The organism is Micromonospora sp. NPDC049275, assembly GCF_043197115.1.
In the GTDB taxonomy this organism is placed as follows: Bacteria; Actinomycetota; Actinomycetes; order Mycobacteriales; family Micromonosporaceae; genus Micromonospora.
The window spans coordinates 441,256-462,471 of record NZ_JBICSN010000005.1 but is presented as its reverse complement, the minus strand read 5'-3'; the positions used below and the strand labels follow the sequence as shown (position 1 = coordinate 462,471).

General features: G+C 72.7%; 19 protein-coding genes. 3 read left to right on the top strand and 16 right to left on the bottom strand.

Annotated elements, in window-relative coordinates:
• Nucleotide 1: 1 nt before the first annotated feature.
• From ACGFIE_RS19475 to mraZ, 16 genes are all read right to left on the bottom strand, one after another.
• Nucleotides 2–808, bottom strand: coding sequence for a DivIVA domain-containing protein (locus ACGFIE_RS19475; RefSeq protein WP_363682988.1), 807 nt, complete (start codon nt 806–808; stop codon nt 2–4).
• 44 nt (nt 809–852) lie between these two features.
• Complete coding sequence (locus ACGFIE_RS19470; protein WP_393296363.1) at nt 853–1,158, bottom strand: YggT family protein; 306 nt, start codon at nt 1,156–1,158, stop codon at nt 853–855.
• Nucleotides 1,159–1,188: 30 nt separating this feature from the next.
• The gene (locus tag ACGFIE_RS19465) at nt 1,189–1,893 is read right to left on the bottom strand and encodes a cell division protein SepF (protein ID WP_393296361.1); all 705 of its coding nucleotides are present in this window, start codon (nt 1,891–1,893) and stop codon (nt 1,189–1,191) included.
• Between the two features lie 190 nt (nt 1,894–2,083).
• Nucleotides 2,084–2,827, bottom strand: a complete 744-nt coding sequence (locus ACGFIE_RS19460) for a YggS family pyridoxal phosphate-dependent enzyme (protein ID WP_393296359.1) — start codon at nt 2,825–2,827, stop codon at nt 2,084–2,086.
• A gap of 9 nt (nt 2,828–2,836) precedes the next feature.
• Nucleotides 2,837–3,952, bottom strand: coding sequence for a cell division protein FtsZ (ftsZ, locus tag ACGFIE_RS19455; protein ID WP_393296357.1), 1,116 nt, complete (start codon nt 3,950–3,952; stop codon nt 2,837–2,839).
• Nucleotides 3,953–4,196: 244 nt separating this feature from the next.
• Nucleotides 4,197–5,015 (bottom strand): cell division protein FtsQ/DivIB, encoded by an 819-nt coding sequence (locus ACGFIE_RS19450; RefSeq protein WP_393296355.1) that lies wholly within the window; start codon nt 5,013–5,015, stop codon nt 4,197–4,199.
• A complete protein-coding gene (gene murC, locus ACGFIE_RS19445) occupies nt 5,012–6,577 on the bottom strand; it encodes a UDP-N-acetylmuramate--L-alanine ligase (protein ID WP_393296353.1) in 1,566 nt (521 codons plus the stop codon). The genes ACGFIE_RS19450 and murC overlap by 4 nt, the downstream gene beginning before the upstream one ends.
• Nucleotides 6,574–7,680, bottom strand: a complete 1,107-nt coding sequence (gene murG, locus ACGFIE_RS19440; protein ID WP_344365962.1) for an undecaprenyldiphospho-muramoylpentapeptide beta-N-acetylglucosaminyltransferase — start codon at nt 7,678–7,680, stop codon at nt 6,574–6,576. Before murG ends, murC begins: the two co-directional genes overlap by 4 nt.
• On the bottom strand, nt 7,680–9,092 hold the full coding sequence (locus ACGFIE_RS19435) for an FtsW/RodA/SpoVE family cell cycle protein (RefSeq protein WP_393296424.1): 1,413 nt from the start codon (nt 9,090–9,092) through the stop codon (nt 7,680–7,682). The genes murG and ACGFIE_RS19435 overlap by 1 nt, the downstream gene beginning before the upstream one ends.
• 426 nt (nt 9,093–9,518) lie before the next feature.
• Nucleotides 9,519–10,643, bottom strand: a complete 1,125-nt coding sequence (gene mraY / locus ACGFIE_RS19430; protein ID WP_363683002.1) for a phospho-N-acetylmuramoyl-pentapeptide-transferase — start codon at nt 10,641–10,643, stop codon at nt 9,519–9,521.
• Nucleotides 10,640–12,037: a UDP-N-acetylmuramoyl-tripeptide--D-alanyl-D-alanine ligase gene (gene murF / locus ACGFIE_RS19425; RefSeq protein WP_393296351.1), complete on the bottom strand. Its 1,398-nt coding sequence runs from the start codon at nt 12,035–12,037 to the stop codon at nt 10,640–10,642. The genes mraY and murF overlap by 4 nt, the downstream gene beginning before the upstream one ends.
• Nucleotides 12,034–13,596 (bottom strand): UDP-N-acetylmuramoyl-L-alanyl-D-glutamate--2,6-diaminopimelate ligase, encoded by a 1,563-nt coding sequence (locus ACGFIE_RS19420; protein ID WP_393296349.1) that lies wholly within the window; start codon nt 13,594–13,596, stop codon nt 12,034–12,036. Before ACGFIE_RS19420 ends, murF begins: the two co-directional genes overlap by 4 nt.
• A gap of 52 nt (nt 13,597–13,648) precedes the next feature.
• Complete coding sequence (locus ACGFIE_RS19415) at nt 13,649–15,874, bottom strand: penicillin-binding transpeptidase domain-containing protein (protein ID WP_393296347.1); 2,226 nt, start codon at nt 15,872–15,874, stop codon at nt 13,649–13,651.
• Between the two features lie 3 nt (nt 15,875–15,877).
• A complete protein-coding gene (locus ACGFIE_RS19410; RefSeq protein WP_393296345.1) occupies nt 15,878–16,483 on the bottom strand; it encodes a hypothetical protein in 606 nt (201 codons plus the stop codon).
• 59 nt (nt 16,484–16,542) lie between these two features.
• Nucleotides 16,543–17,583 (bottom strand): 16S rRNA (cytosine(1402)-N(4))-methyltransferase RsmH, encoded by a 1,041-nt coding sequence (gene rsmH, locus ACGFIE_RS19405; RefSeq protein WP_393296422.1) that lies wholly within the window; start codon nt 17,581–17,583, stop codon nt 16,543–16,545.
• Between the two features lie 206 nt (nt 17,584–17,789).
• Entirely contained in the window at nt 17,790–18,221 is a 432-nt protein-coding gene (gene mraZ / locus ACGFIE_RS19400; RefSeq protein WP_363683012.1) for a division/cell wall cluster transcriptional repressor MraZ, read from the bottom strand.
• A 356-nt stretch (nt 18,222–18,577) separates the two neighbouring features.
• On the opposite strand from mraZ, the gene ACGFIE_RS19395 reads away from it, so the two are divergent.
• From ACGFIE_RS19395 to ACGFIE_RS19385, 3 genes are read left to right on the top strand one after another with little or no spacing between them, the layout of a single operon-like run.
• Complete coding sequence (locus ACGFIE_RS19395; RefSeq protein WP_363683607.1) at nt 18,578–19,825, top strand: MurT ligase domain-containing protein; 1,248 nt, start codon at nt 18,578–18,580, stop codon at nt 19,823–19,825.
• On the top strand, nt 19,815–20,534 hold the full coding sequence (locus tag ACGFIE_RS19390) for a type 1 glutamine amidotransferase (RefSeq protein WP_393296343.1): 720 nt from the start codon (nt 19,815–19,817) through the stop codon (nt 20,532–20,534). Before ACGFIE_RS19395 ends, ACGFIE_RS19390 begins: the two co-directional genes overlap by 11 nt.
• On the top strand, nt 20,531–21,214 hold the full coding sequence (locus ACGFIE_RS19385) for a TVP38/TMEM64 family protein (RefSeq protein WP_393296341.1): 684 nt from the start codon (nt 20,531–20,533) through the stop codon (nt 21,212–21,214). Before ACGFIE_RS19390 ends, ACGFIE_RS19385 begins: the two co-directional genes overlap by 4 nt.
• Nucleotides 21,215–21,216: the final 2 nt, after the last annotated feature.

Genomic DNA, 21,216 nt, shown 5'->3' with positions numbered 1-21,216 from the left:
CTCAGCGTCCGGCTTCGAGGGCGCCGGAGCGCCCGCTGCCGTAGGAACCGGCGAGACCTGCCGCCGCCAGCCCGTTGCCGCCGGCGACCCGGCCCGCCTCGGAGCGGGTCATCTCGGCTTCGAGGCCCTGGCCGCGACCGTCGAGGTCCCGCAGCTGGCTCTCCAGGTACGCCTTGAGCCGGGTGCGGTACTCGCGCTCGAACTGCTTGAGCTCCTCGATGTGCTTCTGCAGGGCCGTGCGCTTGGCGTCCAGGCCGCCCATGGCCTCCTGGTGCCGCTGGCGGGCGTCCCGCTCCAGGGCGTCGGCCTTCGCGCGAGCCTCGCGGGTCACCTCCTCGGCCTTGCTGCGGGCCTCGGACAGCAGCTGGTCGGCCTCGCGGCGCGCGTCGGACACGTGGTCGTCGGCGGTGCGCTGGGCCATCATCAGCACGCGCAGGGCCTGCTGCTCACCGTCGCCGGTGACGCCGCCGGCCGGGCCGCCGGTCGCCCGGACCTGCTCCAGCTCGGCCTGCATGGCGCGGGCGGCCTGCTCGGCAGCGGACTTGTCGCGCTGCACCCGGTCCAGCTGGGCCTTGACGTCGTTGAGCTCCGCCGCCAGTCGGGCGTCGCCGCCGGGGCCGGCGGGGGCGCCGCCACGGCCGCCGCGCTCCACCTGGGCGCGCAGCTCGTTGTTCTCCTCGATGAGACGGGCGAGCTCGCGCTCGACCTCGTCCAGGAAGGCGTCGACCTCCTCCTCGTCATACCCCCGCTTGCCGATCGGCGGCTTTTTGAAGGCGACGTTGTGAACGTCGGCCGGGGTCAGCGGCATCGAAACTCCTCGGGTCAGTTGCGGCCGCGATAGCGCGTCGGTCATCAGGCGGTCCTGACGATCGACGGCTCTAACACGAACTCCATCAGCACGAACAGGATAACCAGGAGCACAAGGGAGGCCAGGTCGATGCTCACGGTACCAATTCGCAGCGGAGGGATCACACGCCTCAACGCGTTGAGAGGGGGATCAGTGACGCTCCACACGGATTCCAGTCCTGCCGCTGCGCCGCGCCCCGGCTGCCACCGACGGCCGTACTGGAGAACGGCGCTCAACACGAACCGGGACAGAAGAAGAAGCAGGAAGACATATAGGACCAGGTACAACACTTGCAGTAAGATCGACAACACGGTCAGCGACGTCCCTCGGTTCGGGCGGGGTCAACTCAGACTGAAAAATCCACCCTCAGCGATCTTGGCCTTGTCCTCCGCGGTGACCTGGACATTGGCCGGTGAGAGCAGGAACACCCGATTGGTCACGCGCTCGATCGTACCGCGCAGCCCGAACGCCAGGCCGGCCGCGAAGTCAACCAGACGGCGGGCGTCGGCCTCATCCATCTCGGTGAGATTGATGATCACGGGTACGCCGTCACGGAAGTGCTCACCGATGGTGCGCGCCTCGCGGTAGGTGGTCGGGTGCAGCGTGGTGATCTGGTACCGCTGCTCCTCCTCTGGCACGGCCACGCGCTCCCGCGTCACTGCCTGCGGCGCGAGGGCCAGATTGTCGCGCGTGTGGTAGCTCAGCGCCCCCGACGTGTCGCCGGACGAGGACCGCGTGATCGACCGCACGCTGGCCCGCTCGGCTCGCTCCGGACGCTCACCGTCACCGCGGTCGGACTCGCCACCCCGCCCGGTCGACCGCTCGGAGAGCCGGCCCCGCTCGCTGGCGCGCGGCCGGGGAGCCGGCGGCTCCTCGGCGTCGTCGTCGTCCTCGTCGGCGAACTCCTCGGCGTACCGGCTCTGCCGGTACCGCGAGTCGCGCGAGTCGCGGTAGCCACCCTTGTCGTAGCCACCGTCGTCGTAGGCCCGCTCGTCGTCTTCCTCGACGAGACCGAGCCAGACCCCCGCCTTGCGCAGTGCACCCATCCCGCGCCCTTCCGTCCGCCGTGCGGCACTCGCCCCCGTGCCATGTCGCCCGTCGCGAGTGGACAACCATGCCCATCGGACCGGAACGGCAATCCCCCTGGCGCGCGATTCGCGTCGCGCGTCACGACCCCCACAAGGATCCGCCGCCCCTGAAACAACACTGATGTAATTTGCCTGTCTCGCGGTCAGGCTACCGCAGCGTGGGACGCATTCCGAGCAACGCGCTACCGACGCGGACATGTGTCGCGCCATATCGGATCGCGATTTCCAGGTCGCCGCTCATTCCCGCCGACAACGATGTCGCTCCCGGATGGAGCGTCCGAAACGCCTCGGCGACCTCGGCCAACCGGGCGAAGGCCCGTTCCGGTTCCCACCCCAGCGGCGCCACCGCCATCAGGCCGGCCAACCGCAGCGCGGGCGCGTCGGCCACCGCCGCCGCGACCGCCTCCAGCCCGGCGCCCTCATCGGCCGAGTCGGGCAACGCGCCGCCGCGCGCCGGGTCGCCGTCGATGCTCACCTGCACCAGGGCGTGCAGCGGCCCTTCCCGCTCCGCCGCCGCACTGCCCAGCGCGCGGGCCAGCCGCACGCTGTCCACCGAGTGCACGACGTCGGCGTAGCGGACGACCGAGCGGGCCTTGTTGCGCTGCAACTGCCCGATGAAGTGCCAGCGTGGGCGCACCCCGGCCGCGGCCACCTCGGCGGCCTTGCCGGCCGCCTCCTGGTCGCGGTTCTCCCCCAGGTCGGTCACCCCGAGCCCGGCCAACGCCAGCGCGTCCCCGGCCGGGTACGTCTTGGTCACGGCGATCATCGTGACGTCGGCCTGGTCCCGGCCCGCGTCCGCGCACGCATCGGCGATTCGGGCACGCACCTGGGCGAGGCCGGCCGCGAGTTCGGCGCGCCGGTCCGGTCGTACCGTGGCTGAGCTGTCGGTCATCGGCGGGGCTCAGGAGCCGTTCTTGAGGAAGTCGGGCACGTCCACGTCGTCGAAGAGCACCCGGCGCGGCGACTGGGCCGGGGCCGGCAGGGTGGCCGGCGGCGGCACCGGGCTGCTCTGCGGCGCCGGCTGGTTGGTGTTGGTCTTGCGGGTCGGCTCGGCCGCCTTGTACGCCGGAGTGCCACCGTCGAAGCCCGCCGCGATGACCGTCACCCGCACCTCGTCGCCGAGCGCGTCGTCGATCACCGCGCCGAAGATGATGTTGGCATCCGGGTGGGCCGCGTCGGTGACCAGCTGGGCCGCGTCGTTGATCTCGAACAGGCCCAGGTCGGAGCCGCCGGCGATGGAGAGCAGCACGCCGCGCGCGCCGTCCATGCTCTGCTCCAGCAGAGGGCTGGAGATGGCCGCCTCGGCCGCCTCGACCGCGCGGTTCTCCCCGCGGGCGCTGCCGATGCCCATCAACGCGCTGCCCGCGCCGCTCATCACGCTCTTGACGTCGGCGAAGTCCAGGTTGATCAGACCCGGGGTGGTGATCAGGTCGGTGATGCCCTGCACACCGGAGAGCAGCACCTGGTCGGCCGTGCGGAAGGCGTCCATCATGCTGATGTTGCGGTCGCCGAGCGCCAGCAGCCGGTCGTTCGGGATGACGATGAGCGTGTCGCACTGGTTGCGGAGCTCGTCTATCCCCGTCTCGGCCTGCACCTGGCGGCGCTTGCCCTCGAAGGAGAACGGGCGGGTCACCACACCGATGGTCAGCGCGCCGAGCTTACGGGCGATGTTGGCCACCACCGGCGCGCCGCCGGTGCCGGTGCCGCCGCCCTCGCCGCAGGTCACGAAGACCATGTCGGCGCCCTTGAGCACCTCCTCGATCTCGTCGCGGTGGTCCTCGGCGGCGTTCTTGCCGACGTCCGGGTTGGCCCCGGCCCCCAGGCCACGGGTCAGCTCCCGGCCGACGTCGAGCTTGACGTCGGCGTCACTCATCAGCAGCGCCTGGGCATCGGTGTTGATCGCGATGAACTCGACGCCCTTGAGCCCAACCTCGATCATCCGGTTGACGGCGTTGACGCCGCCGCCCCCGATGCCGACGACCTTGATGACCGCCAGGTAGTTGTGCGGAGGTGTCATCTCCGGTCCTTTCCTTCGAGATTGGCTTCGGCCGACCGGGTACGGCGTGGCCAGACCAGCGGCCGACGACAGCTGTCACCAGCGAGAGCCAGGGGTAACCCTCACCCTCTACTAGAGGCTTACAGTTATGTCAACCACTGAACCTCTTCGGGGCAACGTAAGCGCCACCACGCGATGAGCCAAGGACCCGACCGGCGTGTCGCCGTCGGAGCGCGACTCGTCACGTCCGGAGCACGCTCACCGGTCAGCGGAAGGTCACCACGTCCGGAGCGCTCACGTCGATCCGGTCGCTGTCCTCACCGAGTAGCGCGGTGGCCACCCGGGCCTTGTCCGTACCCCGCGTGGCGTCGCCCCAGACCACCGTGCGGTCCCCGCGCAGCCGCAGGCTGATCCGCGCCAGGCCCTGCACACTCAGGTCCACCAACTCGGCACGTAGCTGCGGGGTCAGCACCCCGAGCACGTCCAGCGCGGCCCGGGTGTCCGGGTCGTCGGCCGCCGGCCGGGCCACCCGCACCAGCGGCAGCCCGGCGGGGCGGCGGGCCACCGTCTGGAACGCCACGCCGCTGCGGTCGACAATCGCGAACGCGTCCGCCTGCGGCACCACCGCCACCGCCGTCCGCTCGGTCACCCGGACCACGAGCGTGCCCGGCCAGTCCCGCGACACAGTGGCCCGCTCCACAGGCGCCAACGCGCCGACCCGACGCGCCGCGGCCGCCAGGTCCACCCGCGCCAGCGGCACGCCGTCCGCCACCCCCACCGCGTCGCGCACCTGCACGTCCGTGACCAGCTTGGCGCCCTCCACAGTCACCGCGCGGACCCCGAACAGCCCGGTACCGAGGACCGTCCAGGCCACCAGCCCGAGCAGGGCCAGCACACCGGCGGCCACCGCCCACGGCAGGGCCGCCCGCATCCGACGCTGCCGAGCCCGGGCCATGAAGCGGCGGGTCGACGGCGGCACCGCGTCGCTGCCGGCCCGGACCAACTGCCACCGCCGGACCGGACCGCGCCGTGGCGTACCGCCGTCGGCGCCGCTGGTCCGCCCTCGGGCGGGGCCGGGACTCATCCGGCCGTCGGGGCCGCGCCGTCCGGTGCGGCGGCGCCACCGAGGGCCGCTCCGTCGCCACCGGCCGTGGACCCGCCGGGCACCGGTTGGCCGATCGCCGGGGTCGTCGCCACCGGGTCGACGGCCGCGGTCGGGGCCGAGTCGGCGGTACGCGCACCCAGAGCCGCCAGCAGCTCGTCACCCATCAGCGAGATCGGCGGGGCGCCCATGGTCACCACCACGTCGCCCGAGCGGGCCCGGCGCACCACCTCGACCGGCGCGTCCTCCCAGGAGTCGACGAACACCTTCCGCTCGGCCGGCAACGCCACCGCCTCGATCAGCGCCGCCGAACCCTCACCGGGCTGGCGCAGCTCGCCCGGCCCGAAGACCTCCAGCAGCACCACCTCGTCGGCGATGGCCAGCGCCTCGGCGATCTCCGCCTGGTTGTCGCGGGTGCGGTACAGCCGGTACGGCTGGAAGACGACGATCAACCGCCCGTCGCCGGCCACCTCCCGCAGCGTCTGCATGGCAAGCGTCATCGACGTGGGGTGGTAGGCGTACTCGTCGTAGACCAGCACACCGTCCGCGACGCCCTTGCGCTCGAAGCGCCGCCGCACGCCAGGGAAGACCGCCAGCGCCGTCTCCGCCGCTTCGAGCGGCAGTTCCAGCAGGTACGCGGCAAGCACCGCCGAGGCGCTGTTGAGCCCCATGTGCCGGCCCGGCACGGGCAGCCGGAACTCGCCGAGCGACCGCCCGTCGATCGCGGCCAGGTAGCGCACGCCCCGCGCGGAGGAGACGATCTCGGTGAGCCGCAGGTCGGCGTCCTCGGCCGCGCCGTACGTGTGCACCCGCCGCCCCTCGGCGCGCAGGGTCGCCGCCAGCCGCCGGCCGCCCGGGTCGTCCGCGCAGGTGATGATGAACCCGTCCGGGTCGGTGAGCCGGGCGAACTCGACGAACGCCGCCTCCAGCGTCGCGTAGTCGCCGTAGGTGTTCAGGTGGTCCGCCTCGACGTTCGTGATGATCGAGACGTACGGGCGGTAGATGAGGAACGAGCGGTCGCTCTCGTCGGCCTCCACCACGAAGTACTCGCCGGTGCCGTGGTGCGCGCCCGAGCCGACCTCGGAGATCTCCCCGCCGATCACGAAGGACGGGTCGACCCCGGCCTGCTGGAGCACCATGGTCACCATCGAGGTGGTGGTGGTCTTGCCGTGGGTGCCGGCCACCGCGATCGCCCGGCGGCCGGTCATCGCCGCGGCGAGTGCCTCCGAACGGTGCAGCACCCGCAGGCCACGTCGACGCGCCTCCACCAGCTCCAGGTGGTCCCGCGGGATGGCCGAGGAGTAGACGACGGTGTCCACGCCGTCGAGGTTCGTCGCCTCGTGGCTCATGTGGATCGTTCCGCCCAGCGCCCGCAGGCCGGCCAGCGACGGCCACTCCCGCAGCTCGCTGCCGGAGGTCGGGATGCCCCGGGTGAGGAAGAGCCGGGCCAGTCCGCTCATGCCGACCCCACCCACCCCGATCAGGTGGATGGTGCCCAGGTCCTCGGCGGTGAGCGTGCCGGCCGGGGTGAACTGCGCCGTCATCGGGCCACCGCCTCGAGGACGAACGAGCGCAGCGCCTCGTCGCCGTCGCGCCGCCCGTACGCCGACGCCGCGGCGCCCATCGCGTAGAGCCGCTGCGGGTCGCGGATCAGCGGGATCACCGCGCGCTCCAGCCAGTCCGGGGTCAGCTCCGCGTCGTCGACGAGCAGCCCACCGCCGGCCTCCACCACGGGCAGCGCGTTGCGCTTCTGCTCCTGGTTGCTGTGCGGGTACGGCACGAAGATCGTCGGCAGGCCGATCGCGGCCACCTCGGCGACGGTCATCGCGCCGCCCCGGGCCAGCATGAGGTCGGCCGCGGCGTAGCCCAGCTCCATCTCGGACAGGTACGGCAGCGTCACGTACGGCACCGGCAGGTCGGTGGGGATCGGCACGGGCTCGTTGCGGGCACCCATCACGTGCAGCACCTGCACGCCGTTGCGGGCCAGCTCCTTGGCCGCACCGGAGACCGCCAGGTTGATCGAGCGGGCGCCCGACGAGCCGCCCGCGACGAAGAGCACCGGCAGGTCCGGGCGGAGCCCGAAGCGGGCGCGGGCCGCGTTGCGCAGCGCGTACCGGTCCAGCGAGGCGATGCTGCGGCGCAGCGGCACCCCCACCACTGTCGCGTCGCGCAGCGACTCGGCCTGGCTCGGCTGGTGCGGGAAGCCGACAGCGATGTTCTTGGTGAACTTCATGCCGAGGCGGTTGGCCACGCCCGGCGGCACGTTCACCTCGTGGATGACCATGGGCAGCTCGCGGCGCCACGCGGCCAGGTAGGCAGGCACCGAGACGTACCCGCCGAAGCCGACGACGGCGTCGGCGCGCACCTCGTCGATGACCTTGCCGGCGGCGCGGGCCGCGGTCCACATCCGGCCCGGGGTACGGACCAGGTTCATGTTCACCGAGCGGGGCAGTTGGTACGCCGGGATCTGCCGCAGGTCGTAGCCCTGCGGCGGGATCAGCTCGTTCTCCATGCCCTTGGGTGTGCCGAGGCAGGTGATCCGGACGCCCGGGTCGTGTCGGCGCAGGCAGTCGGCGAAGGCGAGCAGCGGGTAGATGTGCCCCCCGGTGCCACCTCCCGCGAGCACCACCGAACGCAGCGGACCCATCAGCGTCTCCTCTCGCTCGCCGTACCCTGGCGGCTCCGGCCCTGCCGGACACCGCGCGGTGCGGCCTGGTCTTCCTGGCGCCGCTCGCGGGACCGGGGCACGGACCCTCGGCCAGCCGGCGGCGTCGCCGGTCGGCGACGCCGGCCGGGAAGCGGCGGCAACGGGGCCCAGAGTAGTCGGACCCACCGGGCCGGCGGACGGGCATGCAGCGCTCTGGCCGCATCGGGTTCGGCGCGCGCGAAGGACGCCAGCATCCCGATCGCGGCCAGGGTCACGACCAGGGCACTTCCGCCGTCGGAGATGAACGGCAACGGCAGACCGGTGATCGGCAGCAATCCCACCACCCCGCCGATGTTGATCACCGCCTGGCTCACCAGCCAGGTCGTGACCGCGGCGGCGGCGAGCCGCCGGAACGGGTCGTCGACCCGCCGGGCGATGCGCAGACCGGTGTACGCGAGAACCGCGAACAGGCTGAGCACCACCGCGCAGCCGATCACCCCCAACTCCTCGGAGATGATCGCGAAGATGAAGTCGTTGTGGGCCTCGGGCAGCCAGTCCCACTTGAGGCTGCCCTTGCCCAGCCCGACGCCGAACCAGCCGCCGTGCTCGATGGCCAGTCGGCCCTGGTAGAACTGGAGGCAGCCGTCGAGCTTGCACTTCTCCGGGTCCGGTGGATTGAAGAACATGGCGAGCCGGGCGAAGCGATAGTTCTCCTCGTCGCTGTCACCCGAGCCGGCGCCCAGCGAGGCCACCGCGACGAGCAGGCCGACGCCTACCAGGCCGGCCGCCGCGAGGGTGCCGAAGACCCGCATCCGCACCCCGGCGGCCCACAGCAGGCCGACCACCAGGGCCAGCAGGCAGAGCATCGTGCCCGTGTCGTTGTAGCCGACCAGGACGAAGAGCAGGCCCATGACCGGAAAGAGCGGGGTGGCCAGTTCCCGCCACCAACCCAGCGCGGCGCCCTTGCGGGCGATGACGTGCGAGCCCCACAGCACCAGCGCGAACTTGGCCAACTCGGAGGGCTGCACCTGGATTCCGCCGACGAACAGCCAGTTCAGCCGCGCCTCGACCGGCCCGAACACGACCGACTTCAGATTGGCGAGCCGGCCGTAGGCCACCAGCAGGTTGAGCACCAGCAGCAGCGCCACCGACGTGTACAGCAGCGGCCGCCCCAACGAGCGGTAGGTGCTGGCGGGCAGGCGCTGACACACCCAGAACGCCCCGATGCCGATCACCGCGAAGATGGCCTGCTTGGTCACCGAGGCGGACGCGTTGCCGTCCTCGGCGTAGTCCTTCACGCTTGTCGCCGAGAAGACCATGGTCAGCCCGATGAGCAGCAGCAGGCCGGCACTGGACAGCAGCAGGTAGTAGGACGCCAGCGGCCGGTCCAGCAGGCCCCGCAGCGCGGCCAGCCCGCCGGCCGGATCCAGCCCGCGCAGCGGGACGGCAGCGACGCTCTCCGGCGCACGCGTCGCGCGATCGGGCTCACGCGCTCCCCGGCCCGGCTCGCGCGCCGCGCCGTCCGCCTCGCGAGCCGCGCCATCCGCCGCGCGGACCGCACGGCCGGACTCGCGGGCCGCGCCGTCGGTCTCACGCGCCACGCGCTCGGGCTCACGCCCCGCGCGGCCGGGCTCGGCCGCTCGCGCCGTGCCCGGTGACCGTCGCGGCCGACCGGCTGTCCTGTCCTCGGTGCCTGGTTCCTCCCCCACCCGGACATCATCACCGCTCGGCACGCCCGACAGGCCCACAACGACGCACCGGCGTGTCGGGATTCGTCGGCGACATGCACAGCGCACCACCCGGGCCGGCCGGCCGAATGGCCGACCGGACGGGGTGGATCAGGTCATGTTGGCGAGGAACTCGCTGTAGAACAGGCCCAGGGCGATGGCGACACCGATGCCGGCGATGATCCAGAACCGGACCACGATGTTGACCTCGCTCCAGCCGGCCAACTCGAAGTGGTGCTGCAACGGCGACATGCGGAACACACGTTTACCTGTGGTCCGGAAGGAGATGATCTGGATCACCACGGACATCGTGATGATCACGAAGAGCCCACCGATGATCGGCAGCAGCAGGATCGTCCGGGTGGACATCGCCATGCCGGCGATCAGGCCGCCCAGGCCCAAGGCCCCGGTGTCACCCATGAAGATCCGCGCCGGGGACGTGTTCCACCAGAGGAAGCCCACACATGCCCCGGCCGCGGCCCCGGCTATCAGCGCGATCTCCAGCGGGTCCCGGACGGAGTAGCAGTACGGCTGCTTGTAGCTCGGGTCGGCGCACCAGTGCCGGTACTGCCAGAACGCGATGAGCGCGTACGCCGCGAGGACCATCACCGATGCGCCGGTGGCCAGACCGTCCAGACCGTCGGTGAGGTTCACGCCGTTCGTGGCGGCCATCACCACGAAGATGAAGATGATCACCGCACCGATCTTGCTGACCTCCAGGGCGTCGATGTCCCGGATGAAGCTCAGCGTGGTGCTGCCCACCGTCTCGGTGTTGGTCTTCGCGCCCGTCGCGTCGGTCATCGTGCTCGGGAAGTACAGCGCCACCACGCCGAAGACCGCGCCGACCAGGATCTGGCCGAGCAGCTTCCCGCGCTTGTTCAAACCGGCGCTGTTGCGCTTGCGCACCTTGAGGAAGTCGTCGAGGAAACCCACCGCGCCGGAGAAGACCATCAGCCCCAGCAGCACAAGCGCGGTGATGGTCGGCTCCACCTGCGCGATCTGCAGGTCCGGCAGCGTGGTCAGCGCCAGGTGCCCGGCCACGTACGCGATCACCGTGGCCAGGATGAAGACCACGCCGCCCATCGTGGGCGTGCCCTTCTTGCCCTGGTGCATGGCCGGGCCGTCGGACCGGATCGGCTGGCCGGCCTTGAGCCGGGTGAACACCTTGATCGCGATCGGCGTGCAGAACAGCGAGACGAGGAAGGCCACCCCGATGGCGACGATTACCGCCCTCATCGGCTGGCCTCCTCGGCGGCATCGGCGCGCAGGGCGTCGGCCACCTCCCAGGTCCGATACCGGGAGCCCTTGACCAGGACGACATCACCCGGCCGTAGCTCGCCCCGCAGCACCTCGACGGCCGCCGCCTGATCGGTGAGCAGCACCGACTCTCCTCCCCAGTTCACTACCGCTGTCGCGCCTTCATGGATCGGCGCGGCCGGCTCGCCCACCACGAGCAGCCGGTCGACACCCAGCTCGGCCGCGAGTCGGCCGACCTCGGCGTGGCCGTCGCGCTCGAACGGGCCCAGCTCGGCCATGTAACCGAGCACCGCGACGGTACGCCGTTCCCGGCCGAGGCTGGCGAGCGCCCGGAGCGCCACCGTCATCGAGGCCGGGTTGGCGTTGTACGAGTCGTCGATGACCGTCACCCCGTCGGGCCGGTCGAAGACGTCCATCCGCCGGGTGGACTTCAGCCCCAGCGCGCCGAGCGCCGGGGCCAGGTCGGCCAGCGGCATGCCCAGCTCCCGGGCGACCGCGGCGGCGGCGAGGGTGTTGCCGACCTGGTGACGGCCTGTCAACGCGAGCCGCACCGGCACCCGCCCCTCCGGCGTGACCAGGGTGTACGACGGGTGCCCCCGCTCGTCGAGCGTGACGTCCTCGGCGCGCAGGTCGGCGTCCGGCGCCTCGCCGTAGCGGACCACCCGGGCCCGGGTGCGAGCCGCCATGGCGTCCACCCGGGGGTCGTCGGCGTTCAGCACGGCGAGCCCTTCGGCCGGCAGCGCCTCGACCAGCTCACCCTTGGCCTGGGCGATGTTGTCCTGGGAGCCGAACTCGCCGATGTGCGACGTCCCGACGTTGAGCACCACCGAGATGCGGGGCGGCACCAGCTCGCAGAGGTAGCGCACGTGCCCGATCCCGCGGGCGCCCTTCTCCATCACCAGGTAGCGGGTGTCCGGCCCGGCCAGCAGAGCCGTGTACGGGTGGCCCAGCTCGTTGTTGAACGACCCGGGCGGGGCCACCGTGGCGCCGAGGCGGGCGGTGAGCTGGCCGATCAGGTCCTTCGTGGTGGTCTTGCCCGAGGAGCCGGTCACACCGATCACGGTCAGCTCGGGCAGCCGGGCCACCGCCGCGCGGGCCAGCCGGCCCATCGCGGTCAGGGCGTCGTCGACGAGCACCATCGGCACGTCGGGCAGTTCGCGGGTGCCGAGCACCGCCACCGCTCCGGCCGCCAGCGCCGTCGCCGCGTAGTCGTGCCCGTCGACCTTCTCCCCAGGAAACGCCACGAAGAGCGAACCGGGCCCGACCTTGCGCGAGTCGAACTCGACCGAACCGGTGACGGTGGCGGCCGGGTCGGCGTGCACGAGCCGCCCGTCCACCGCTGCGGCCACCTCGGCCAGGGTCAGCGCGATCACCGCTGACCCGCCCGGTCGGAGAAGCGGGCCCGCAGCGCGTCGGCCAGCTCGGTGCTGTCGTCGAACGGGAACATCTCGCCCGCCACCTCCTGGCCCCGCTCATGGCCCTTGCCGAGCAGCGCGATCACGTCACCCGGCTCGGCCAGCCGGACCGCCTCGTCGATCGCGTCCCGGCGACCGGACACCTCGATGATCCGGGCGGCCGTGCCGGCCCGGTACGCCCCGGCGAGCACCTCGGCGCGGATCTGGGCCGGATCCTCGGTACGCGGGTTGTCGTCGGTCACCAGCACCACGTCGGCTCCCTCGGCCGCGGCGGCGCCCATCACCGGGCGCTTGCCCCGGTCCCGGTCCCCGCCGGCGCCGATCACGCAGATCAGCCGACCGGCGCTCAGCTCGCGCAGCGCGGCGAGCGCGGCCACGATCGCGTCGGCCTTGTGCGCGTAGTCGACCACCCCGCGCACCGGCCCGATGACGTCGACCAGTTGCAGGCGGCCGGGCACGCCACCGCAGGCGGCCACGCCGGCCGCCGCGGTCGTCGGGTCCACCCCGGCGCCCACCAGGGCGGCGATCGCCAGCAGCGCGTTGGCCACGTTGTGCCGCCCGGGCAGCGCCACCCCGGCGGTCAGCGCCAGGCCGTCCGGGCCGTGCGCGGTGAACCGCTGGGCGTACCCCTCGCCGTCGACGCCGTCGGCCCACCACGTCGCGGTCGGGTCGCCGAGCGCCGAGTAGCTGACCGTCGCCGGCTTGTAGAGCGGCTTGAGTGCCGGGTCGTCGTGGTTGAGCACCTCGACCGCGCAGCGGCCGTCGAAGAGCTGCGCCTTGGCGGCGAAGTAGTCCGCGCTGTCGGCGTGGAAGTCCAGGTGGTCGGAGCCGAAGTTGGTGTACCCGCCCACGGCGAAGCGCACCCCGCCGACCCGGCCCATGGCGAGGGCGTGGCTGGACACCTCCATGACCACGGCCGTGACCCCCCGCTCCCGGGCGGTGGCGAGCATCGCGTGCAGGTCGGTGGCCTCGGGGGTGGTCCGCACGCTGTCGATCACCAGGTCGCCGAGCCGGGTCTCCACGGTGCCGATCAGCCCGGTGGTGTGCCCGGCGGCGCGCAATCCCGACTCGACCAGGTACGCGGTGGAGGTCTTGCCGGCGGTGCCGGTGACGCCGATGACGGTGAGCGCGGCTGTCGGGTCGCCGTAGACCGCCGAGGCCAGTTCGCCGAGCACCGCGCGCGGGTCGGGCACGACCAGGGCGGGAAGGCCGCTCGCCGCCGCCAACTCGGCGCCGGCCGGGTCGGTCAGCAGCGCCACCGCGCCTGCCTCGGCGGCGCCGACGGCGAACTCCGCGCCGTGGCGGCGGGTGCCGGGCAGGGCCGCATACAGGTCGCCGGGGCGGACCTCCTGGCTGGCGTGGGTGGCACCGGTGACGACCACGTCGGCGGCGTCCGCCGGGAGGTCGACGGAGAGCCGGACGGCGAGGTCACCGAGCCGGACGCCGGTCACGGTACGTGGACGTGGATTGCCGGGCACGGCGTCAGACCCTACCCGGTCGTCCGGTTCCGGCCGCACAGCCGCCCCGGTGGTTCGTCGGCACTCACCGATGATGTCGCGCCCGCGCTGCTCAGCGCGGATAGACCACGAACTTGGGTGCGGAACCACTCGCGGACGGCGGCACGCGGTAGTGACGCAGCGTGAACTGCATCATGTCGCGGAACGCCGGGTTGGCGATCGCCGCGCCCCCACCACCTGGCGCGTACACGAAGACAGCGATCACGTACCGGGGCTTCTCGGCGGGAGCCATGCCGATGAAGGAGGACACCTCGCCCGGCTGCCTCTTGCCGTCGACCCGACGCCAGCCGGTGCCGGTCTTGCCGGCGACCCGGTAGCCGGGCACCGCCGCCAGGGTGCCGGTGGCGCCCTCGACAGTGGTGACCGCCTCCAGCATGGTGCGCAGGGCCGCCGCGTTCTGCGGGCTGAGCACCGAGCGGGTGACAGGCGCCGGCCCGGGGGTGCGCTTGCCGTCCGGGCCGATCGTCTCCTTCACGAGGTGCGGCTGCACGTACGTGCCGTCGTTGGCGATGGTGGCGTACGCGGCGGCCATCTGCAACGGGGTGGCGTCGACGCTGTGCCCGATCGGCACCGACCCGCGCGACGACTCGCTCCACTCGTCGGCCGGCAGCAGCCGCCCGCTGGCCTCGCCGGGCAGACCCTCGCCGGTGGGCTTGCCCAGCCCGAAGCGCTTCTGGTAGTCGATCAGCCGGTCCCGGCCGAGCCGGTCGCCGACGGTGATGGCGCCGACGTTCGACGAGTAGGCAAGCATCCCTGGCACGCTCATCTTCCGGCCGTTGGCCGGGTGGGTGTCGGGGAACCAGGTGTCGCCCTTCTTGATGGCGTTGGCGATGGGGAAGGTGGTGCCCGGCGTGATCACCCCCTCCTGCAGCGCCGCGGCGTAGGTGATGGCCTTGTGCACCGAGCCCGGCTCGATCACGAAGCTGGTCGCAGCGTCCTCCCGGGCGACCGGGTCGCTGTCTCCCGGCTTCGCGGCGTTGTAGGTGGGATCGCTGGCCTGCGCCCGTACCTCGCCGGTGGCCACGTCGATGATCACGGCGGCGGCTGTCGCGCCCCGCTGCCCCGCCATCCCCGCGCTGAGGATCTGCTGGGTGCGGAACTGCAGGTCACGGTCGATGGTGAGGGTGAGCGAGCTGCCCGGCTTGGCCGGGGTCGTCTTGCTGTAGCCGCCCGGGATCGGCGCGGCGAGGTCACCGAGGCCTGCCTCGTACACCCGCTTGCCGTCCTGCCCGGCGAGCAGATCGTCGTAGCGGGCCTCCAACCCCTCCAGCCCGACCATGTCCTGGCTGGTGAAGCCGATGAGGTTGGCCGCCAGGTCGTCGCCGGGTACCTCCCGGCGCTCGTCGCGGTGCACCCAGATGCCGGGCAGGTCCAGAGCCTGCACCTGCTTGGCCGTCGGGATCTCCACCCCCCGGGCCAGGTACTCGAAACGGGACTGGACGCCGTTCTCCAGCTTGCGGGGCTTCATCAGCTCGATGAGCTTCGACGCCGGAATGCCCAGCAGCGGAGAGAGCGCCTTCGCGGTGGCGTCGGCGCCGATCCACCCGGGTTTGGTCCGGTCCTCGATCAGGGTCGGGTCGGCGAACACGTACCGCGCCTCAACGCTGTGGGCCAGCGGCTCGCCCCGGAAGTCGTAGATCGCGCCGCGCGGCGCGGGCAACTCGACAGTGCGGGTCCGGTCGGCGACGCCACCACCGGCGTACGCCGGGGTGTCGACCGCCTGCAGGAAGATCAACCGCACGCCGATGACGGCGAAGAGCGTCAGGGTGAGCACGGTGCCCAGGCGCAGCCGCAGCCGCGGGTCGGCGAGCTTGGGCGGGCGCGGCGGCTTGCGGGACGGCCGGCGGGCCGCCGGTCGGTCGGCGCGGCCGGGCGCGCGCGGCGTGGTGCGGCGGCGCGGCGGCGGCTCGTCGCCGGCCGGGCCGCGCGGGGTGCGCGGCGCGACGGTCCGCACGACGCCGCCCCGGCCGGCCGCCGGCGCGTCCCGCCGGCCCGATCGGGCGGCGGCCCGGCCGCCGTCGAGCACCTGCAACGCCGGCCGGAACGGGTCGCCGGACCGGGTGCTACGGGGGGTACGCCGCTGCTCGGCGGCCCCACCGCGCGCCGGTGTGCCCTCGCGGACGGTCCGACCCCTCGGGGTGTACGCCCGGGCGCCGGAGATGCCCCCGATGCCCTGCTCGCCGGCCCGCGACTCATCGTCGGCCGAACCGGCCGCACGCGAAGAGCCGCGCCGGGACCCCGTGGGATCCCGGCGCGGCTCGTCCGACCTCGGTGACACCGGTCAGCCTCCCGCGCCCTGGCTGGTGACCGACGGCTCGCCGGTCGCCGGCTTCGGCACGCCGATGGGCTTGCCGTCCGGCATCCGGATGTACGCCGGCTCACCGGCGTCCACCAGGCCCAGGCGACGCGCCTCGGCGGTCAGGTTGCCCGGCGCCTTGGCGTCGGCGATCTGCTTGTCGAGCTGCTGCTTCTCCAGGTCCAGTCGGGACTGCTGCTGCTGCAGCTTCTCCAGTCGGAACGCGTTCTCATTGATCTTGGTGTTGACCGCCAGGATGCCGAGCACCCCGCCGACGACAAGCACCACGATCAGCGCCGCGAACGGCGCACGCGGCACCGACACCGGCGGCGGCGGCGCCACCCGCAGCCGGGGCGAGCGAGCGGTCGCCGCCGCGCCGGCCTTCTCGGCCGGACGCAGCGCGGCGCTGCCCTGGGTCGGGAACTCGCGCGCCCCCCGGGCGCGAGTCTCCCCCTGCCGGTTGACTCGATCGATGCGTGGCGTACCGTTCCCCACGCGCGGGGCTCGCTCCGCCGCGGTCCGGCCCCCCGACCGCGGTGCGCGCTGCCCGCCGCCGGTGACGTCCCGGCGGTCGCGCTTGTCAATGTTCATGTCCCCTCCCCCTCAACATCCGTCCCTCTACCGGGCCGGCGCCCCTGATCCCCCACGGATCAGGCTGACCCCGTGCCCGGCTGGTGCATCCCCTTCACCCTGCGGCGGGACCGTTCGCGGTCGGTCCGCCCCTGCTCTGTCGCGTTCGGGTCGAGTCGTTCCGCTGCCCGCAGCCGCACGGAGGCGGCACGCGGGTTCGCGGCGACCTCCGCCTCCCCGGGTAGTTCCGCGCCCCGGCTGAGCAGCCGGAACGTCGGACCGGACCCGGGCAGCTCGACCGGGAGGTCGATCGGGCCCTTACTGCGGACCCGGTCCGCGAGCGCCACCTTGGTGAGCCGGTCCTCCAGCGAGTGGTAGGACAGGACCACCATGCGACCACCCACGGTCAAGGCGTCGAGCGCGGACGGCAGCGCCGTCTCCAGCGCTGCCAGCTCTCTGTTTACCTCGATCCGTAAAGCCTGAAACGTTCTCTTTGCCGGGTGCCCGCCCGTTCGTCGCGCTGGTGCCGGAATGGAGTCCCGGACCAGCTCCGCCAGCCGCGCGGACGAGGTGATCCGGGTGCGCTCCCGCTCCCGGATGATCGCCGAGGCGATCCGGCCGGCGAACTTCTCCTCGCCGTACACCCGCAGCACGCGGGCCAGATCCGGATGGGCGTACGTGTTGACCACCTCTTCGGCGGTCACCCCCCGCGTCTGGTCCATCCGCATGTCCAGCGGCGCGTCCTGGGCGTAGGCGAACCCGCGGTCGGGCGCGTCCAGTTGCAGCGACGAGACACCCAGGTCGAACAGGATCCCGTCGATGCCCGGATAGCCCAGCCGCTCCAGCACCTCGGGCAGCTCGTCGTAGACGGCGTGCTCCAGGTGCACCCGGTCGGCGAACCGCGCCAGCCGGACCCGCGCGTGGGCGAGCGCCTCGGTGTCCCGGTCGAGCCCGATCAGGACCGTCTCCGGGTGCGCCTCCAGCACCGCCTCCGCGTGCCCGGCCAGGCCGAGCGTCGCGTCGACGTGCACCGTCCGGCCGCCTCGACCCAGCGCGGGGGCCAGCAGCTCGAGACACCGCTCGAGCAGCACCGGCACGTGCGTGCCGCGCAACTCCCCCATGTTGACCCCCACTGGTTGAAACGTCCGTTCTTCTCGCGCGCCTGCCGTGGCGACGGCGCTGCCGTCGTACCGCCAGATCCCCATCCGCTCCCGCCTGACACCGGACCGTCGCCCGATGACTGGATCGTGCGCCTGGCACCGGGGAAGGGGTGCCAGGAACTCGAAAGCGGCTGGAGATCTCGCAGTACGTCGGGCGCCGTTCCGCCCTACAGACCGCCGGGCAGCACCCCCTCCTCGATGTCGGCGAAGTCGTCTTCGCTCTCGGCGAGGTAGGTCTCCCAGGCGACCCTGTCCCAGATCTCCACCCGCGTGCTCGCGCCGATGACCACCAGGTCACGGTCGAGCGCGGCGTACTGGCGAAGATGCGCCGGAATCGTCACGCGGCCCTGCTTGTCCGGCACCTCGTCGTGCGCGCTGGCGAAGAAGACCCGGCTGTAGGCCCGGGCCGCCTTGTGCGTCATCGGCTGCGCGCGCAACTGCTCCGCGATCCGCTGGAACTCGGGTGTCGGAAAGACATAGAGGCAACGATCCTGCCCTTTGGTGACCACGACACCCCCCGCCAGCTCATCCCGGAACTTGGCCGGAAGGATCAACCGGCCTTTGTCGTCCAGGCGCGGAGTGTGGGTGCCGAGGAACATCCGGCCCTACCCCCTCGCCCTTGAGCGGCGTTCGCGGCGCCGCTGACCCCCCGGGCCGGTGAGCCCTCCCGGCCTCACCATTGGGCCCCACCTTACTCCACTTCCCTCCACCTGCAACCAGATTCGCCCGCGTGGCGCGTCCGATCCGCCTGCAAAACCGCACGTCACACGGGGTGGAGCGGAGTGGAGGGCGCCAGCGCCCGCCCGGCGTGGTCCGCTTTCCGACATAGATCGACTCCGTCCGGTGGAGCGCGATCCGCCTTCCCGCACGGATGCCACGGCCGAACGGTTCACCGTCGGCGGCGATCTGGTGAGGCGGGCGGTCCGGTAACCTCGCTCGCGTGACGGACGCGAAAATGCCCCTACGGGCCAAGGTGGCCAGCTCCGTGTCACGGACCGCCGCGGCGCTCTCCCGGGCCGCCGGCCGTGGCGACGGATCGGTGATCGGCGGATGGATCGGGCTGAAGATCGACCCGGACCTGCTGGCGCACCTGTCGGCCGGACGCGCCATCGCGCTCGTCTCCGGCACCAACGGCAAGACCACCACCACCCGGTTGACCTCCGCCGCGGTCGGCGTGCTCGGCCGGGTCGCCACCAACTCCTTCGGCGCCAACATGCCCAGCGGGCACACCTCTGCGCTGGCGAAGGCCGGCAGCACCCCGTACGCGGTGCTGGAGGTCGACGAGCACTACCTGGCCCAGGTGCTGGAGGCGACCGAGCCGCACGTGGTCGCGCTGCTGAACCTCTCCCGCGACCAGCTCGACCGCGCCAAGGAGGTCGCCATGATGGCGCAGCTCTGGCGCGCGGCCCTGGTCCGGCACACGAACGTACGGGTGGTGGCCAACGCCGACGACCCGCTCGTGGTGTGGGCCGCCACCCCGCCGGGTGACCCCGCCCGGGGCATCAACCCGCCGCACGTGACCTGGTTCAGCGCCGGCCAGCGCTGGCACGACGACTCCTGGGTCTGCCCGGAGTGCGGCTCCACGATCCAGCGCTCCGGCGAGCAGTGGTGGTGTACGGGCTGCGCGCTGCGCCGGCCGGAGCCGCACTGGGTCGTCGAGGACGAGGGCGTGCTCGACCCCACCGGCGCCTGGCACAAGGTCTCCCTCCAACTACCCGGCAAGGTCAACCTCGGCAACGCGGCGACCGCGCTGGCGGTGGCCGCCGAGTTCGGCGTGCGCCCGGTCGACGCGGTGTCCCGCCTCGGCATCGTCACCTCGGTGGCCGGCCGGTACGCGCAGGTCGACAAGGACGGGCGCAACATCCGGCTGCTGCTGGCCAAGAACCCGGCCAGTTGGCTGGAGGCCTTCGACATGGCCGACGAGGCGCCGACACTCCTCTCCATCAACGCGCGCGACCCCGACGGTCTGGACACCTCCTGGCTCTACGACGTCGACTTCGCCCCGCTCCGTGGCCGGCAGGTGTTGATCACCGGCGACCGGGCATACGACCTGGCGGTTCGACTGGACGTCAACGACGTCCCGTTCCAGCACGTCCGCACGTTCGACGACGCGCTCCGGTCGGTCCCGCCCGGGCGGCTGGAGGTCATCGCGAACTACACCGCGTTCCAGGACATCCGAGCGGAGTTGGACCGTGTCATCTGAGAGTCTGCGCATCGTCTGGATCTACCCCGACCTGCTGTCCACCTACGGCGACCGGGGCAACGCCCTGATCCTCGCCCGCCGGGCCCGCCAGCGTGGCATGCCGGTCGAGGTGCTGGAGGTCCGCTCCGACCAGCGGCTGCCCGCGACCGCCGACATCTACCTGGTCGGCGGCGGCGAGGACGGCCCCCAGGCGTTGGGCGCCCAGCGGCTGATCGCCGACGGCGGCCTGCACCGGGCGGTCGCCCAGGGGTCGGTGGTGTTCGGCGTCTGCGCCGGTTACCAACTGCTCGGCACCTCCTTCTTCGCCAAGGGTGTGCAGTGCCGTGGGCTGGAGCTGCTCGACCTGCGCTCCGACCGGGGCGAGAGCCGGGCCGTCGGCGAGCTGGCCGGTGAGATCGACCCCCGGCTGGGCCTGCCCCCGCTTACCGGCTTCGAGAACCACGGCGGTCGCACGCACCTCGGTCCGGAGGTCGCACCGCTCGCCCGGGTCACCACCGGGATCGGCAACGACGGCGCCACCGAGGGCGCGTGGCGCGGCAAGCTGCTGGGCACGTATTCGCACGGCCCGGCGCTGGCCCGCAACCCGGCCCTGGCCGACCTGCTGCTGCGCTGGGCCACCGGGGCACACCAGCTCCCCCCGCTGGACGACACCTGGTCGGACCGGCTGCGCAACGAGCGCCGCGCCGCAGTGGCCCCCGCCCGGGCATGATCCGAGCCGTCCGGCGGCTGCTCCGGCAGCCGTCGGCCGCCCGGTTCGCCCTGCTCGTCCTGCTGATCGGCGTCTGCGGGCTGCTGCTGCTCCTGGCGCCCCGGCCGGATCCGGCGCAGCTGCCGCTGCTGGCCGACCGGCTGGGTGACTTCGCCCCGGTGGCGGCGATCCTCGGGGGCGCGCTGCTGCTGGTGGCGCTGGTTCCCCGTACCTTCATCACGCTGGCCGCGGGCGCGATCTTCGGCCCGCTGGAGGGCGCCGCGTACGCCCTGGGCGCCGCGCTGGTGGCGGCGGCGATCGGGTTCACTGTCGGCCGGCTGCTCGGCCGGGAGTTCGTGGCCGAGCGGGTCCGGGGGCGCCTGGCCCGCCTCGACGGCTGGTTCGCCCGGCAGAGCGTGCTCGGCGTGATCACCGTCCGGCTGCTGCCGATCGCCGGGTTCGGGCTGGTCAGCTACGGCTACGGCACGACCGGCGCGCGGGTGCTGCCGTTCCTGGCCGGCAGTGTGATCGCCTCCGCGCCGACCGCGTTCGGCTACGCGGCGATCGGCGCGGCCGTGAGCTCCCCCGGCCACATCAACTGGTACGCCGCCGCCCCCTCCAGCCTCGGCCTGATCGCCAGCGTCGTGCTCGTCCACAAGTGGTGGCGCGGCGAACGACGCCGCCGGTCGATGCCGGTCTGACC

Coding starts and splice junctions, on each gene's coding strand:
- ACGFIE_RS19475 (WP_363682988.1), bottom strand. CDS start 808: ATGCCGCTGACCCCGGCCGACGTTCACAACGTCGCCTTCAAAAAGCCG.
- ACGFIE_RS19465 (WP_393296361.1), bottom strand. CDS start 1,893: ATGGGTGCACTGCGCAAGGCGGGGGTCTGGCTCGGTCTCGTCGAGGAA.
- ACGFIE_RS19460 (WP_393296359.1), bottom strand. CDS start 2,827: ATGACCGACAGCTCAGCCACGGTACGACCGGACCGGCGCGCCGAACTC.
- ftsZ (WP_393296357.1), bottom strand. CDS start 3,952: ATGACACCTCCGCACAACTACCTGGCGGTCATCAAGGTCGTCGGCATC.
- ACGFIE_RS19450 (WP_393296355.1), bottom strand. CDS start 5,015: ATGAGTCCCGGCCCCGCCCGAGGGCGGACCAGCGGCGCCGACGGCGGT.
- murC (WP_393296353.1), bottom strand. CDS start 6,577: ATGACGGCGCAGTTCACCCCGGCCGGCACGCTCACCGCCGAGGACCTG.
- murG (WP_344365962.1), bottom strand. CDS start 7,680: ATGGGTCCGCTGCGTTCGGTGGTGCTCGCGGGAGGTGGCACCGGGGGG.
- mraY (WP_363683002.1), bottom strand. CDS start 10,643: ATGAGGGCGGTAATCGTCGCCATCGGGGTGGCCTTCCTCGTCTCGCTG.
- ACGFIE_RS19410 (WP_393296345.1), bottom strand. CDS start 16,483: ATGAACATTGACAAGCGCGACCGCCGGGACGTCACCGGCGGCGGGCAG.
- rsmH (WP_393296422.1), bottom strand. CDS start 17,583: ATGGGGGAGTTGCGCGGCACGCACGTGCCGGTGCTGCTCGAGCGGTGT.
- mraZ (WP_363683012.1), bottom strand. CDS start 18,221: ATGTTCCTCGGCACCCACACTCCGCGCCTGGACGACAAAGGCCGGTTG.
- ACGFIE_RS19395 (WP_363683607.1), top strand. CDS start 18,578: ATGCCCCTACGGGCCAAGGTGGCCAGCTCCGTGTCACGGACCGCCGCG.
- ACGFIE_RS19385 (WP_393296341.1), top strand. CDS start 20,531: ATGATCCGAGCCGTCCGGCGGCTGCTCCGGCAGCCGTCGGCCGCCCGG.